The organism is Streptomyces lienomycini, from assembly GCF_027947595.1.
In the GTDB taxonomy this organism is placed as follows: Bacteria; Actinomycetota; Actinomycetes; order Streptomycetales; family Streptomycetaceae; genus Streptomyces; species Streptomyces lienomycini.
Genome location: NZ_CP116257.1, coordinates 4,083,600 through 4,097,294, shown reverse-complemented (window position 1 = coordinate 4,097,294; position 13,695 = coordinate 4,083,600). Strand labels below are relative to the sequence as shown.

Genomic DNA, 13,695 nt, shown 5'->3' with positions numbered 1-13,695 from the left:
CATGAGAACCCCCGAGACACCCACCCCCGACCGGCCCCGCACGGATGCCGGGCCCCACCCCGAGGCCCCGCCCCGGGACTTCCCCGTCCAGCGCGGCTGCCCCTTCGCCGCGCCCGCGGAGTACGAAGCGCTGCGCACCCACGACCCGGTCGCCCGCGTGACCCTGCCGACGAACAAGGAAGCGTGGGTGATCACCCGCTACGACGACGTACGCGAACTGCTCTCCGACCCCCGGGCCAGCGCCGACATCCGCCGGCCGAACTTCCCCGCCCTCGGTGAGGGCGAACAGGAGGCCGGGGCGAAGTTCCGCCCGTTCATCCGCACCGACGCCCCCGAGCACACCAAATACCGGCGGATGCTCCTGCCGGTGTTCACCGTGCGCCGGGTGCGGGCGATGCGGCCCGCCGTGCAGGCCCGCGTCGACGAGATCCTGGACGGCATGCTCGCCGGCGGCGGTCCCGTGGACTTCGTCTCCGTGTACGCCAACGCGGTATCCACCTCGGTGATCTGCGAACTGCTCGGCATCCCCCGCGAGAACCTGGAGTTCTTCCGGGACGTCACCCGCGTCTCCGGCTCCCGCACCAGCACCGCCGAACAGGTCTCCCAAGCCCTCGGCGGCCTCTTCGGCCTGCTCGCCGAACTGGTCGGCAAGCGGCGCGAGGAACCCCGCGACGACCTGATCTCCCAGCTCGTCACCGAGCACCTCGTCCCGGGCCACGTGACCATGGACCAGCTCCTGTCCACGCTCGGCATCACCATCAACGCCGGCCGCGAGACCACCACCAGCATGATCGCCCTGAGCACGCTGCTTCTCCTGGACCGACCGGAGCTGAGGGAGGAACTCCGCCGCGACCCCTCCCTGATGCCCGCCGCCGTCGACGAACTCCTGCGCGTCCTGTCCGTCGCCGACTCCATCCCCCTGCGCGTGGCCGCCGAGGACATCGACCTGTCCGGCCGGACGATCCCCGCCGACGACGGCGTCATCGCCCTCCTGGCCGGCGCCAACCACGACCCCGAGCAGTTCGACGACCCGGCGCGGGTCGACTTCCACCGCACCGACAACCACCACGTCGCCTTCGGCCACGGCGTCCACCAGTGCGTCGGGCAGCACCTCGCCAGGCTGGAACTGGAGGTCGCCCTCGAGACCCTGATCCGCCGCGTGCCCACCCTCCGCCTCGCGGGGGAGCGGGACGACGTCGCCGTCAAGCACGACTCGGCCACCTTCGGCCTCGAAGAACTGAGGGTCGCCTGGTGACCGCGTCCTCCGCACCCAACGCGTCCGTCCAGCGCTCGGCGCAGCCTCCCGCACAGCCCTCCGCGCGCGCCGCGAAGGCCGACAACCCGTGGATCCGGCGGTGGAGCGGCGCGGCCGCGCCCCGGTACACCCTGATCTGCCTGCCGCACGCGGGTGGCAGCGCGGGCTTCTACCGGCCCTGGGCGGCGCTCACGCCCCCCGAGGTCGAACTCCTCGCCCTCCAGTACCCCGGCCGCGAGGACCGCTTCGAGGACCCGGAGGCGGCCGACATGGCCGACCTGGTGGGAGCCGTGGCGGACGCCGTCGCGCCGCTGCTCGACCTGCCGTACGCCCTCTTCGGGCACAGCATGGGCTCCGCCGTGGCCTGGGAACTCGCCCACGAGCTGGAAAGGCGCCGCATCCCGGGCCCACGCCGCCTGTTCGCGTCCGGCCGGGCAGCCCCCGGCACCGCGGTCACCGGACGGCTGCACCGCCAGGACGACGACATCCTGGGCGCCGAGCTGGCCCGACTGGGCGGCACCGGCCGAGAGGTCCTGGACGACCCCGCACTGCGCTCCCTGGTCCTGACGGCCGTGCGCCACGACTACCGGATCATCGAGACGTACCGTCCGCCCGAGCGGCCGCCGCTGACCTGCCCCCTGCACGTCCTGACCGGGAGCACGGACCCGGAACTCGGCGCGGAACGCACCCGTGAACGGGCGGGCGGCTGGGCGGACCTCACCACCGCGCGCACCGAGGTGCGCGTCTTCCCCGGCGACCACTTCTACCTCACCCCGCGCCGCCGCGAGGTCGTCGCCACCGTCCTGCGCAGGCTGGACCCCTCCCTGACCACCGGCGGCGCGCACACCTGGCCGAGCACCCCGTGAGCCGCCGTCCCACCGCGTCGGCCCGCCCGGCCACCCACGACCGGAGGCCATCGTGATCGACTACTACTCGACCTCGGCCGAGTTCTACGAACTGGTCGCCACCCGGCACACCGCCAGCAGCGGCCCCCCGCTCACCGGAGTCCTCTCCGGCCTCGACGTGTCCCACGGCCCCGTCCTGGAGATCGGCGCGGGCACCGGCCGCGTCACGGAGGTGATCGCCGCCGCCCTGCCGGACGCGGAGATCCTGGCCGCCGAGCCGTCGGCGACCATGCGCGCCATGCTCACCTCCCGGGTCGCCCGCGACCCGGACCTGCGCCCGCGGGTGACCGTCGTCGACGGATCGGCCCAGGACCTCGTCCTGCCCGAACGCCTCTCCGCCGTCGTCGTCTTCGGCGTCGCCGGCCACCTCACCGTTCCCGAACGCGTGACGCTGTGGAAGCGGCTCGCGGACCGCCTGCCCGACGGGGCACCCATCGTCGTCGAACTGATGGGAGTCTCCTCGCCCCGCGTCCTCCCCCCGGTGATGTCCCTCAGGGAGACCATCGGACGCCAGACCTACGAGTGGTGGATCGGCGGCGAACCCACCGAGGGCGACGGCATGCGGTTCACCACCACCTGGAAGGTCCTGCGCGACGGCCACACCGTCCGCGAGGTCGCCGACAGCTACGAATGGCACACCTTCGACGTCGCCCGGCTGGCCCGCGAGGCCGGCATGACCAGCCGCCGCATCACCGAGGCGGGCGGCAGGCCCATCCCCGAAATCGGAGTACTCGTCAAGTGAAGTCACAACCGCCCGGGCCCGGACCGGCCACGGCAGCCGAGGAGGCCGTCGGCGCGGGCACCTCCGCCGCCCCGCCGTCCCCGCTGCGCGGGCTCGCCGAGCCCGTCCGCGGCCGACTGGCCCTCGCCGTCGGCCTCCAGGCCGTCGCCGCCCTCGCCGGAGTGGTCCCGTTCATCGCCGTCTCCCGTATCGCCGAACGCCTCACCGAGGGTTCCGCGGCCGAGGGCGACGCCCTCTGGCCGCTGGTGGCGCTGGCCTGCTCGGCCGGCTTCGCCGCCCTGGTGTGCGGCACGGCGGCCGGCGCCCTCGCCCACCTCGCCGACAACGACCTCCAGCTCACCCTCCGCCGCCGGCTCGCCCGGCACATCGGACGGCTGCCGCTCGGCCGGCTCACCGACCGGGGCACCGGCGAGGTCAAGCAGGCCGTGCAGGACGACGTGAGCGCCCTGCACACCCTGTTCGCCCACACCCTCCTCGACGTCGTCTCCGTCCTCACCGCCCCGCTGCTCACCCTCGCCTACCTGTTCACCGTCGACTGGCGCCTCGCCCTGATCAGCGTGGCCCCCCTGCTGCTCGGCGTGCTCCTGTTCGGCCGGGCCATGGCGGGCGCGGCGGCGCAGATGGCCGAGTTCGGCGCCGCGACGGGCCGGATCTCCGCCGCAGCCGTGGAGTTCGCCTCCGGAATCGCCGTCTTCAAGAGCTTCGGGCGCGGCCACAGGGCCCACGAGCGCTTCGTCCGTGCCACCGAGGGCTTCGCCGACTTCTTCTCCGGCTGGGTCCGGTCCACCCTCGCCACCTCCACCGCCGCGATCCTGGTGGTCGCCCCGGCCGTGGTCCTGCTGCTCCTGGCCGTCCCCGGCGCGGTGTTCGTCACCCAGGGATGGATGACCGGCGCCGCACTCGTCCCCTTCCTCCTGCTCGGCCCCGCGGTCGCCGCCCCCATGGGCGTGGTCGGCCCCCGCATCCAGCAGATCCGGGCCGGCCAGGCAGCCGCCGTACGCGTCACCGCACTCCTGGACACTCCCACCCTCCCCGAACCCACGGCCCCCGCCCTCCCCGACGGCCACCACGTCCGTCTGCGCGCGGTGTCCTTCTCCTACGACGGGAACACCGACGTCCTCAGCGGAGTCGACCTCGACCTCGCGCCCGGCACCGTCACCGCGCTCGTCGGCCCCTCCGGCTCGGGCAAGTCCACCCTGGCCTCGCTGCTGCCCCGCTTCCACGACGTCACGGCCGGCACGGTGACACTCGGCGGCGCCGACCTGCGGGACATCCCCGCCACCGAGCTGTACCGAAGGGTGGGCTTCGTCCTCCAGGACGTACGGCTGCTGCGGGCCGGCGTCGCCGACAACATCCGGCTCGGCCGCCCCGAAGCCACCGACGAGGAAGTCGAACGGTGCGCCCGCGCCGCCCGCATCCACGACCGGATCACGGAGCTGCCCGACGGCTACGCGACCGAACTCGGCACGGCCGTCACCCTCTCCGGAGGAGAGGCCCAACGCCTGTCCATCGCACGGGCGTTGCTCGCCGACGCCCCCGTCCTCGTGCTCGACGAGGCGACCGCCTACGCCGACCCGCACTCCGAGGCACTGATCCAGGACGCCCTGTCCGCGCTCGCGGCAGGCCGCACCCTGCTCGTCATCGCCCACCGGCTGTCGACCGTCCGCTCCGCCGACCGGATCGTGGTGCTGGAGGACGGACGCGTCACCGAACAGGGCCGCCACGACGACCTGCTGGCCGCCGGGGGCCGCTACACCGCGCTGTGGGACGCCCAGCGAAACGCGGACCCGGACGGCGCCGACGGCGTCCCGGACCAGCGGCCCACCCGCGCGGGGGCCGACATCCGAGAGGGAAGCGCACGATGATCCGTCAGCTCTACCGCGTCCTGGGACCGGAAGGCTCCCGGCCGCTGAACCGGCTGCTGCTCCTCCAGTGCGGCGCGGCCGTACTCCAGGGCGCCGCCTTCGCCCTTCTGGTGCCCGTCCTCAAGGCGCTGCTCGGGACCGACCCCGCCGACGTCCGGCCGTGGCTGGCGGCGTTCGCCGGCTGCGTGATCGCCTACGCGGCACTCCAGGGGGCCGCTCTCAGCGGCGGGTTCACGGTCGGCTCACAGCTCTCCCGGGTGCTGCACCGGCGGCTGGCCGACCAGGCGCTGCGCCTGCCGCTGGGCTGGTTCACCGCCGGCCGGACCGCCGAGTTCAGCCGTCTCGCCGGGCAGAACGTCATCCAGGTGATGAGCACACCGGCCCACCTGCTGCGCCCGTTCATCAGCTCCGTCCTCACCCCGGTGACCCTGATCGCGGCCACGTTCTTCTTCGACGTCCGCACCGGCCTGGTGCTCCTGGTCTGCGCACCCGTGCTGTACGCCGTCCAGCAGGGGAGCACGTCACTGATGCGCCGGCTCGACCTCGGCCGTGACGCCGCGATCGGTGAGTCCGCAGACCGGGTGCTGGAGTACACCCGCAACCAGCCGGTCCTACGGGCGTTCGGCCGGACCGCGGAGGGCTACGGCGCGCTGGACGACGCCCTGGTGGCCGAGGCGCGCGCCGACCGTCGGCTCATCGTGCGCGGCCTGCCCGGCCTGGTCTCCTTCACCTTCGCCACCCGGCTCGTCTTCGCCCTGCTGCTGGCCCTCGGCGTGTCCTGGCAGCTCGACGGGTCGCTCACCGTGCCCACGCTGCTGGCGCTCCTGGTGCTGCTGGTCCGCCTGATCGACAGCGTGTCGTCCGCCGCCGAGGCCGGCGCCGGCATGCGCATCGCCCGCAACACCCTGGAACGGCTCGGCGCGGTCCTCGACGAACCGCCCTTCCCCCAGCCCGCCGAGCCGCAGACGCCCCATGACGCGAGCGTGGAGTTCACCGGGGTGACCTTCCGCTACGGTGCGGGTGGGACCGGCGAACGCGCGGTCCTGGACGATGTGACCTTCCGCCTGCCCGAGCGCAGTATGACGGCGCTGGTGGGCCCGTCCGGTGCCGGCAAGACCACGGTCGCCTCGCTGATCGCCCGCTTCCGGGACACCACGCAGGGCACCGTCCGCATCGGCGGCGTCGACGTCCGCGACATCACCGCCGACGACCTGGCGGCTCACGTCTCGCTCGTCTTCCAGGACGTCTACCTCTTCGACGGCACGATCGAGGAGAACGTCAGGATCGCCGCCCCGGACGCGGACTCCGCCGACCTGGCCGAGGCCGCCGCCCTGTCCGGGCTCGACCGGGTGATCGGGGAACTGCCCGACGGCTGGGACACCAAGGTGGGAGAGGGCGGCGCGCGGCTGTCCGGCGGGCAGCGCCAGCGGGTGTCCATCGCCCGCGCCCTGCTGAAGGACGCGCCGATCCTCGTCCTCGACGAGGCCACCGCCGCGCTCGACCAGGAGAACGAGGCGCTGTTCGCCGAGGCCGTGCGCGTCCTCGCCGACCGCAAGACGCTGCTGGTCATCGCACACCGGCTCAGCACCGTCGTCCACGCCGACCAGATCCTGGTCCTGGAGAACGGCCGGATCACCGAGCGCGGCACCCACGACGACCTGATCACGGCGTGCGGCACGTACGCCTCCTTCTGGCAGCGCCGGGCCCGCGCTCACGGCTGGCGCCTGGAGGGAGCACGGCCATGAACCCGCACCCGGAGGCACCGATTCACCCGGATCCGTCGGACCCGGCAGCAGAGGAAGGGCACGACAGGATGGGGCACGACCGGATGAGCAACGGACTCCGTAACACCTGGGACTCCTGGGCGCGCTCCGTGCGGCCTCTCTCGCACGCGAGCACCCTGGAACCCAGCCCCGACCCCGCGGCCACCGCCGCCCGTCTCGCCCGGGCACGCCTGACCGACCAGTACATCGTGTACGAGGCGGAAGGCGGCGTCTGGCACTTCGCGGCGGGTTCCGCCGTCAGCCTCACCGCACACGCGAACTCCGTCACCGCGCGGGCCGCCGGGCGGACCTGGACCTCCCGCACCGAGGGGCGACCGGTGCCCGCGTTCGCCGCCGCGCTGAGCACCCTGTCCGCGACGCACGGCACGTCCGAGGGGGCACGTCCCTTCTACGGCTGGGCAGCCTTCGAACTCGCCCACCTCCTGCACGCCGACCCCGAAGCCGCAGGGGACCAGCCGCTGCTGCATGCCCTCGTCCCGGCCGTCGAGGTGACCTTCACCAGGGAGGGCACCGTGGTGCGCGCAGTGGACGAGGCGTGGCTGCGCAAGGTCGCGGACCTGCTGGCCGAAGAGAGCGCCGAGCAGCCGCCGCCGGACGGAAGGACGCCGGAGGCGGCCGAACGCGTCATCGCCGCGGGCATCGCCGCCTACGGCAGCGCGGTGGCCCGGACGGTCGAGGACATCCGTGCCGGGCTCCTGGAGAAGGCCGTGGTCTCCCGGAAGGTCCCGCTGCCCGCCGCACCGGCCGTGGACTTCGCCGCGACCTATCTCGCGGGACGCCGGTCCAACACCCCGGCCCGTTCCTACCTGCTGGACCTCGGCGGCTACCGGGCGGCCGGGTTCAGCCCGGAAACCGTCCTGGAGATCACGGAGAACGGCCGGGTCAGCACCCAGCCCCTCGCCGGCACCCGCGCACACGGACTCGACCCGGCGGAGAACGACCGGCGGCGTGCGGAACTGCTCAGGGATCCCAAGGAGATACACGAGCACGCGGTGTCCGTACGCCAGGCCTGGGACGAGATGGCCGCGGTGTGCCGGCCCGGCTCCGTCGTGGCCGAGGAGTTCATGGCGGTCCGGCCGCGTGGTTCGGTGCAGCACCTGGCCTCACGGCTGACGGGCCGCCTCCGTGAGAACGCCGGGCCGTGGAACGCCTTCGCCTCCCTCTTCCCCGCGATCACCGCCACCGGTGTCTCCAAGCGCGACGCCCTCCAGGCCTTGGCCCGCCACGAGGAAGGGCCCAGGGGTCTGTACGGCGGCGCGGTCTTCCGCGGCAGCACCGCCGGAGCCCTCGACGCCGCCCTCGTCCTGCGCACCCTCATCGGCGACGGCGAGGAGACCTGGCTGCGCGCGGGCGCGGGAGTCACCGCCCAGTCCAGCCCGGACCGGGAGATCGAGGAGACCTGCGAGAAACTGCGCAGCGTCGCCCCGTACCTGCGGTTCACCACGGATTGACGGGGCGTGGTGCGACCGCGTCCTGCGTCGGCCGGGCGCCGGCGATCTTCCTTCCTGCCGGGCGTATCGAAGTTCGATACTCGGCTTGATACTCGACCGCGTTGGTTCTTTCGAATGAGCATCCCTCTCGCGTGCAATCCGGTTCGCCGTCCAGCGCGGATTACGGTCGCCGCCGCGTTCCGAACCAGAACGGCGACGGCAGGCCCTCCAATGAACGCACACGAGATGGAGAACCAAATGAAGATGCGCGCGATCGTGACTGCCGGTTTCCTCGCCGTCAGCGGTGCCCTGGTCCTGGGCGGAGCCGGAGCCGCGTCCGCAGACAGCGGAGCCCAGGGCACGGCGGTCGGCTCCCCGGGCGTGGCTTCGGGCAACGTGGTGCAGGTTCCGGTCCACGTACCGGTGAATGTCTGTGGGAACACGGTCAACGTCATCGGTCTGCTCAACCCGGCCTTCGGCAACAGCTGCGCCAACGTGAGCGACCACGGCTGGAGCATGGGCCACTGACGGGATCCGCACCTGCCGTCCGCATCCCGGCCGATCCCGGGATGCGGACCGTCAGCGGTGGGGCGTTGAACGGTTCCAGTGACAGGGCACAGCTCACATCGAGCCGGCCGCACCCCACCAGTCCACGCCAGCCTGACGCCGGGTACGGGGCTGACGGAACTCATGCTCGCGACGGCTTGGCTTGATAACCTGCGTCGATGGACGAGGTGTTGGACGAGGGGCCGTTCTTCTACGGCACAAAGGCCGAGCTGCGGGTCGGTGATCACCTCACCGCCGGTTTCCGTTCGAACTACCGACCCGAAGTCGTGATGAACCACATCTACTTCACCGCGTTGCGCGACGGCGCGGGGCTCGCCGCCGAACTCGCCGCCGGCGCCGGGACCCCGCGAGTGTATTGCGTCGAACCGACGGGGGAGTTCGAGAACGATCCCAACGTCACGGACAAGAAGTTCCCCGGCAATCCCACCCGCTCCTATCGCAGCGGGGAACCGCTCCGGATCGTCGGCGAGGTCACCGACTGGACGCGGCAGACACCCGAAGCCCTCCAGATGTGGCGAGACCGGCTGGCCGCGATCCTTCTGGACGGCCGCGGCGAAATCATCAACTGAAGGTTGCCCGGTATCGGCAGCAAGCACGGCCGCAGTGCCCGTGGGCTCCAGCCCCCTACGTCTACCGCAGCCAGAACCAGGCCGCTGTGTGCAGGGCGGCAGCAGAGGCCAGCGCGACCGACACCCCGGCTGCGTGCCGTCTGAGTAGGTCGCGCCGCAGGTGGAGGTAGCGTCCTTCGTACTCTTGGCGCAGTTCTCCCGCGCGTGCCACGGTCGCGCTGAGCATGACGCGCACGAGGACGAGCCGATGGTCGACGTAGTGCCGAGTGAAGTCCTCGGCCTGGGCCGTGGTCATCCACGGCATGCGGCTGCACAGCGCTTCCGCTTCGGTGCGGGCCTCGTCGTAATGAGCCTGGGCCCGCAGATAGCCCTCCGCCTGTGCGGCGATGGTGTCGGTGTCGGCGGGCAGGTGTCGGCGCCGGCTGTGGTTCACGACCGCTCGCCTTCGTGTCCCGCCGCGTCGATGACGTCACGTCGGCCGGTGTTCTCCTTCTGATCCAGAGAGGTGAGGTCGAAGTGGTGCAGGTCGAAGGCGGGCGATTCGGAGCGGATGCGCGGCAGGGTGCAGAAGTTGTGCCGCGGCGGCGGGCAGGACGTCGCCCACTCCAGCGAACGGCCGTAGCCCCACGGGTCGTCCACCCCGACCGGCTTGCCGTACTTGGCCGTCTTCCACACGTTGTAGAGGAACGGGAGCATGGACAGGCCCAGCAGGAAGGAAGCGATCGTCGAGACCGTGTTCAGGGCGGTGAAGCCGTCCGCGGCCAGGTAGTCGGCGTAGCGGCGCGGCATGCCCTCGGCGCCCAGCCAGTGCTGGACCAGGAAGGTGCCGTGGAAGCCGATGAACAGCGTCCAGAAGGTGATCTTGCCGAGGCGCTCGTCCAGCAGCTTGCCGGTGAACTTGGGCCACCAGAAGTGGAAGCCGGCGAACATCGCGAACACCACGGTGCCGAACACCACGTAGTGGAAGTGCGCCACCACGAAGTACGAGTCCGAGACGTGGAAGTCCAGCGGCGGCGAGGCCAGGATGACACCGGTCAGACCACCGAAGAGGAAGGTGATCAGGAAGCCGGTGGACCACAGCATCGGTGTCTCGAAGCTGAGTGATCCCTTCCACATGGTGCCGATCCAGTTGAAGAACTTCACACCGGTCGGAACCGCGATCAGGAAGGTCATGAAGGAGAAGAACGGCAGCAGCACACCGCCCGTGACGTACATGTGGTGCGCCCACACCGTCACCGACAGGCCCGCGATCGCGATCGTCGCGCCGATCAGACCCATGTAGCCGAAGATCGGCTTGCGGGAGAAGACCGGGATGATCTCACTGACGATGCCGAAGAACGGCAGCGCGATGATGTACACCTCTGGATGCCCGAAGAACCAGAAGAGGTGTTGCCACAGCAGCGCCCCGCCGTTGGACGAGTCGAAGATGTGGGCACCGAACTTGCGGTCGGCCTCCAGCGCGAACAGGGCCGCGGCCAGCACCGGGAAGGCCAGCAGGACCAGCACACCGGTCAGCAGCACGTTCCAGGTGAAGATCGGCATCCGGAACATGGTCATGCCCGGCGCGCGCATGCAGATGATCGTGGTGATGAAGTTGACCGAGCCGAGGATGGTGCCGAAGCCGGAGAAGGCCAGACCCATGATCCACAGTTCGCTGCCCAGGCCCGGCGAGTGCTCCGCGTTGGACAGCGGGTTGTAGGCGAACCAGCCGAAGTCGGCCGCGCCCTGCGGGGTCAGGAACCCGCCCACCGCGATCGTCGAGCCGAACAGGTACAGCCAGTAGGCGAACATGTTCAGCCGGGGGAAGGCCACGTCCGGAGCGCCGATCTGGAGCGGCATGATCCAGTTCGCGAAGCCGGAGAACAGCGGCGTCGCGAACATCAGCAGCATGATCGTGCCGTGCATCGTGAACGCCTGGTTGTACTGCTCGTTCGACACGATCTGCAGACCGGGTCGGGCCAGCTCGGCGCGCATGACCAGCGCCATCACGCCGCCGATCAGGAAGAACGCGAACGACGTCACCAGATACAGCGTGCCGATCGTCTTGTGGTCAGTGGTCGTCAACCATTTGATCACTACGTTGCCGGGCGTCTTGCCCCGAAGGGGCAGTTCGTCCGAGTAGTACTCGCCGGCTTCGGGCCTCGGAGGCTCGTGGACTGTGGTCACGGCGCGTATGTCTCCCGCTGCATGAGGTGATGTTCGGGTTCATCCTCGCGATACGGAGCGCGGCACGACTCCTGGGGCAAACGACACGCGGGCCGGTTCACATGGGATGCACTCGGATGGGGGTCGGCCAAGAAGCGCAGTGATCACGTTCACCCCGTCACGCGGGCGAGAGGCCATGCCGGACCACGTCGCCGTCGGGGCCTCGCCGTTGGGCAGCGTTCCGTTCCCCACGGGCCCCGACTCCGGGACCCGTCAGGAGAGTCTGCCGAGCATCCTCTCGATCTCCTCGAGTACCAGGCCGGGGCGGTCGTGAGGGATCGCATGGGAGCTGCCCCACGCGGTGACCAGGGCCCGGTTGGGTGCCGCGGCGGCGAACTCCGCGGCGGCCTCGCGCCAGCGCCGGGCGTCCTGGGGCGATCCGTCGAAGGGTGTCTTCTCGGAGACGACGACGGTGGCGGGGACGGACGAGGGCCAGGTGACCTCGTGGTAGGCCTCGTGCAGGGGGACGTAGCTCTCCGCGGTGGCGATGAGCTGGCGGTTGGCCTTCTTCGAGGTGTCCTTCCTCGCCGCCTCGACCTGCGGTGCGGTGGCGGCGACCAGTCGGGCGATCTGCTCGTCGGTGTAGAGCTGGGGCAGGCTCGCGTCGATGAGGACCGCGCCGGAGACGAGACGTGGGTTGTCCCGGGTGAAGTACGTGGCGACCTCACCTGCCTGGGAATGGGCCACGAGAACCACGTTCCTGGTGACGCCCAGCTCCCGCAGACCCGCCTCGAGGTCGCTGACGGCGTTCTCCACCTTCCAGGGGCCTGGTACTTCGTCGCTGGCCCCCATGCCGGCCCGGTCGTAGGTGATGATCTGCGAGCCGGTGGCCGAGTGGAGCCTCGGCGCGATCTCCTTCCACTGGGAGGAGTCCTCCCCGCCGCCGGCATCCAGGACGATGGCCGGCAGGTGTCCGGGAGTGACGTGGAACGCGAGCCGGTGGCCGCCGTTGGCGATCATGCGAAGTGCCGAGTCGGAAGGTCCTTCCGCGCCGGGTGAGGCCGCCGGCGAGGACGCCCCGGCGGCCGGCGCGGAGGCGGCGGGCGACGACGCCGACGCGGAGGCGTCGTCGTGCCCGTTGCCGCAGGCGGTGAGCGTGCAGGCGGTGATGGCCAGCAGCGCCGTGGCCCGCAGTGCCCGGCCCTTGGGCCGGTGTGCGAGACGAGTGTGGTTCATGAGAGAGGCCCTCTGACTTCCGCGGTTGCCGCTGTGGGCTGGACACGGACCATCTTTCAGAAGCGGGGAGGTGGCGGGCCATCCAGCGAGCTGGCCTCCCGCTGGTGTCGCTGGACGGTGCCGGAAACTGGTGCCACCCCCCCTGCGGAACGGGACGGAGGCAGGGAGAGCGCGCCGGGCGGCGGGGCCCGCAGCCGCGGCATGCGCCGCAACCATGGACTGAACGCATCGGCCCCCAGCCGCCCGACGGGGCGACCTCAGACCCGGTCGGCCAACCACCGGTGGACGGCGAGCGCGGTGGTACGGGCGTGCTCCTCCAGCATGGTGAAGTGATCCCCGGGCACCGTGACTTCAGCGTGCGGCAGACCCCAGCGCGGGGCGGACTCGGTGTCGGGCAGCGGGTCACCCGCCCGTACGTACAAGGTGGGGCAGGAAAGCGGCGCGGGCTCCCATGCATCGAAGAGCTCGAAGTACCCCGCCATGGCGGTGAGCCGGTCGAGGTCTGCCGAGGCGAACTCCGCCGCCCGCCGCAGCATGTCCGACGTCATCGCCGACAGCGCCCGATCCCGGTCGCCGTGACCGGGCGGATACGTGTCCAGGAGGACCACGGCAACCGGCGCGGCGCCCTCGGAGCCCAGCCGCTCGGCGACGGCATGGGCCACCCAGCCACCGGCCGACCGGCCCAGCAGCACCAGGGGGCCCTCGGCCGCGGCCGCGCGAACGGTGGCCGCCTCGGCGGCGACGAGCGCGTCCACATCGGCGGGCAACGCCTCCCCGGGACCGAACCCCGGATGCCGCAGGGCGGAAACCGGCCGCATTCCCCGCAGCCCGGCCCCGAGCCGCGCGTACTCCTGAGGGCCCGAAAGCGCGCTGAGCGCGGGGAGGCAGAGCAGCCGGGGGCCCGCGCCGCCCACCGCGAGCGGGACCGGTTCGTGTGCCGCGCCGACGGTCCCGGCCCGGCCGAACACCGGGCGCAGGCGCGCGGCGACGGTGAGGAGCGCCATGCCGTCCCAGGTCTGCCCACGGGCGCACGCGGTACGGAAGAGCGCACCCAGGGAGTCGGACGTACCCAGGGACTCGGACGTACCCGGGGAATCGGACGCGGCGTCGGTGTTCGCCGCGCTCCCGGCCCGCACCTCGGACCCCGGTCGGGCGGTCGGGGTGGTGACCGGACCTCCGTCCGGGCCGTACGGCGCC

12 protein-coding genes are annotated in these 13,695 nt (G+C 71.7%); 8 read left to right on the top strand and 4 right to left on the bottom strand.

The features are described from left to right. The first annotated feature begins 1 nt into the window (after window position 1). The 8 genes from BJ961_RS18535 (at window position 2) to arr (ending at window position 9,117) form a co-directional block, all read left to right on the top strand. Window positions 2–1,255 carry a cytochrome P450 gene (locus BJ961_RS18535; protein WP_271413908.1) on the top strand — a complete coding sequence of 418 codons (1,254 nt, stop codon included), beginning with the start codon at window positions 2–4 and terminating at the stop codon, window positions 1,253–1,255. Further along, window positions 1,252–2,121 carry a thioesterase II family protein gene (locus BJ961_RS18530; protein ID WP_271413907.1) on the top strand — a complete coding sequence of 290 codons (870 nt, stop codon included), beginning with the start codon at window positions 1,252–1,254 and terminating at the stop codon, window positions 2,119–2,121. Before BJ961_RS18535 ends, BJ961_RS18530 begins: the two co-directional genes overlap by 4 nt. Window positions 2,122–2,173: 52 nt before the next feature. Then, on the top strand, window positions 2,174–2,902 hold the full coding sequence (locus tag BJ961_RS18525) for a class I SAM-dependent methyltransferase (RefSeq protein WP_271413906.1): 729 nt from the start codon (window positions 2,174–2,176) through the stop codon (window positions 2,900–2,902). Then, window positions 2,899–4,767 carry an ABC transporter ATP-binding protein gene (locus tag BJ961_RS18520; protein WP_271413905.1) on the top strand — a complete coding sequence of 623 codons (1,869 nt, stop codon included), beginning with the start codon at window positions 2,899–2,901 and terminating at the stop codon, window positions 4,765–4,767. The genes BJ961_RS18525 and BJ961_RS18520 overlap by 4 nt, the downstream gene beginning before the upstream one ends. Further along, window positions 4,764–6,512, top strand: a complete 1,749-nt coding sequence (locus BJ961_RS18515; protein ID WP_271413904.1) for an ABC transporter ATP-binding protein — start codon at window positions 4,764–4,766, stop codon at window positions 6,510–6,512. The genes BJ961_RS18520 and BJ961_RS18515 overlap by 4 nt, the downstream gene beginning before the upstream one ends. Before the next feature lie 83 nt (window positions 6,513–6,595). Next, the gene (locus BJ961_RS18510; protein ID WP_271413903.1) at window positions 6,596–8,002 is read left to right on the top strand and encodes a salicylate synthase; all 1,407 of its coding nucleotides are present in this window, start codon (window positions 6,596–6,598) and stop codon (window positions 8,000–8,002) included. Window positions 8,003–8,245: 243 nt separating this feature from the next. After that, window positions 8,246–8,509, top strand: a complete 264-nt coding sequence (locus tag BJ961_RS18505) for a chaplin (protein ID WP_271417089.1) — start codon at window positions 8,246–8,248, stop codon at window positions 8,507–8,509. Between the two features lie 197 nt (window positions 8,510–8,706). Then, window positions 8,707–9,117 carry an NAD(+)--rifampin ADP-ribosyltransferase gene (gene arr, locus BJ961_RS18500; protein WP_271413902.1) on the top strand — a complete coding sequence of 137 codons (411 nt, stop codon included), beginning with the start codon at window positions 8,707–8,709 and terminating at the stop codon, window positions 9,115–9,117. A 61-nt stretch (window positions 9,118–9,178) separates the two neighbouring features. Here arr and BJ961_RS18495 read toward each other — a convergent pair whose 3' ends face one another. From BJ961_RS18495 to BJ961_RS18480, 4 genes are all read right to left on the bottom strand, one after another. Next, window positions 9,179–9,550, bottom strand: coding sequence for a hypothetical protein (locus BJ961_RS18495; RefSeq protein WP_271413901.1), 372 nt, complete (start codon window positions 9,548–9,550; stop codon window positions 9,179–9,181). After that, complete coding sequence (gene ctaD, locus BJ961_RS18490) at window positions 9,547–11,283, bottom strand: aa3-type cytochrome oxidase subunit I (RefSeq protein ID WP_271413900.1); 1,737 nt, start codon at window positions 11,281–11,283, stop codon at window positions 9,547–9,549. Before ctaD ends, BJ961_RS18495 begins: the two co-directional genes overlap by 4 nt. Window positions 11,284–11,535: 252 nt before the next feature. Next, entirely contained in the window at window positions 11,536–12,498 is a 963-nt protein-coding gene (locus tag BJ961_RS18485; protein WP_271413899.1) for an alpha/beta fold hydrolase, read from the bottom strand. Between the two features lie 257 nt (window positions 12,499–12,755). After that, window positions 12,756–13,502 (bottom strand): thioesterase domain-containing protein, encoded by a 747-nt coding sequence (locus BJ961_RS18480; protein ID WP_271413898.1) that lies wholly within the window; start codon window positions 13,500–13,502, stop codon window positions 12,756–12,758. Window positions 13,503–13,695 lie beyond the last annotated feature (193 nt).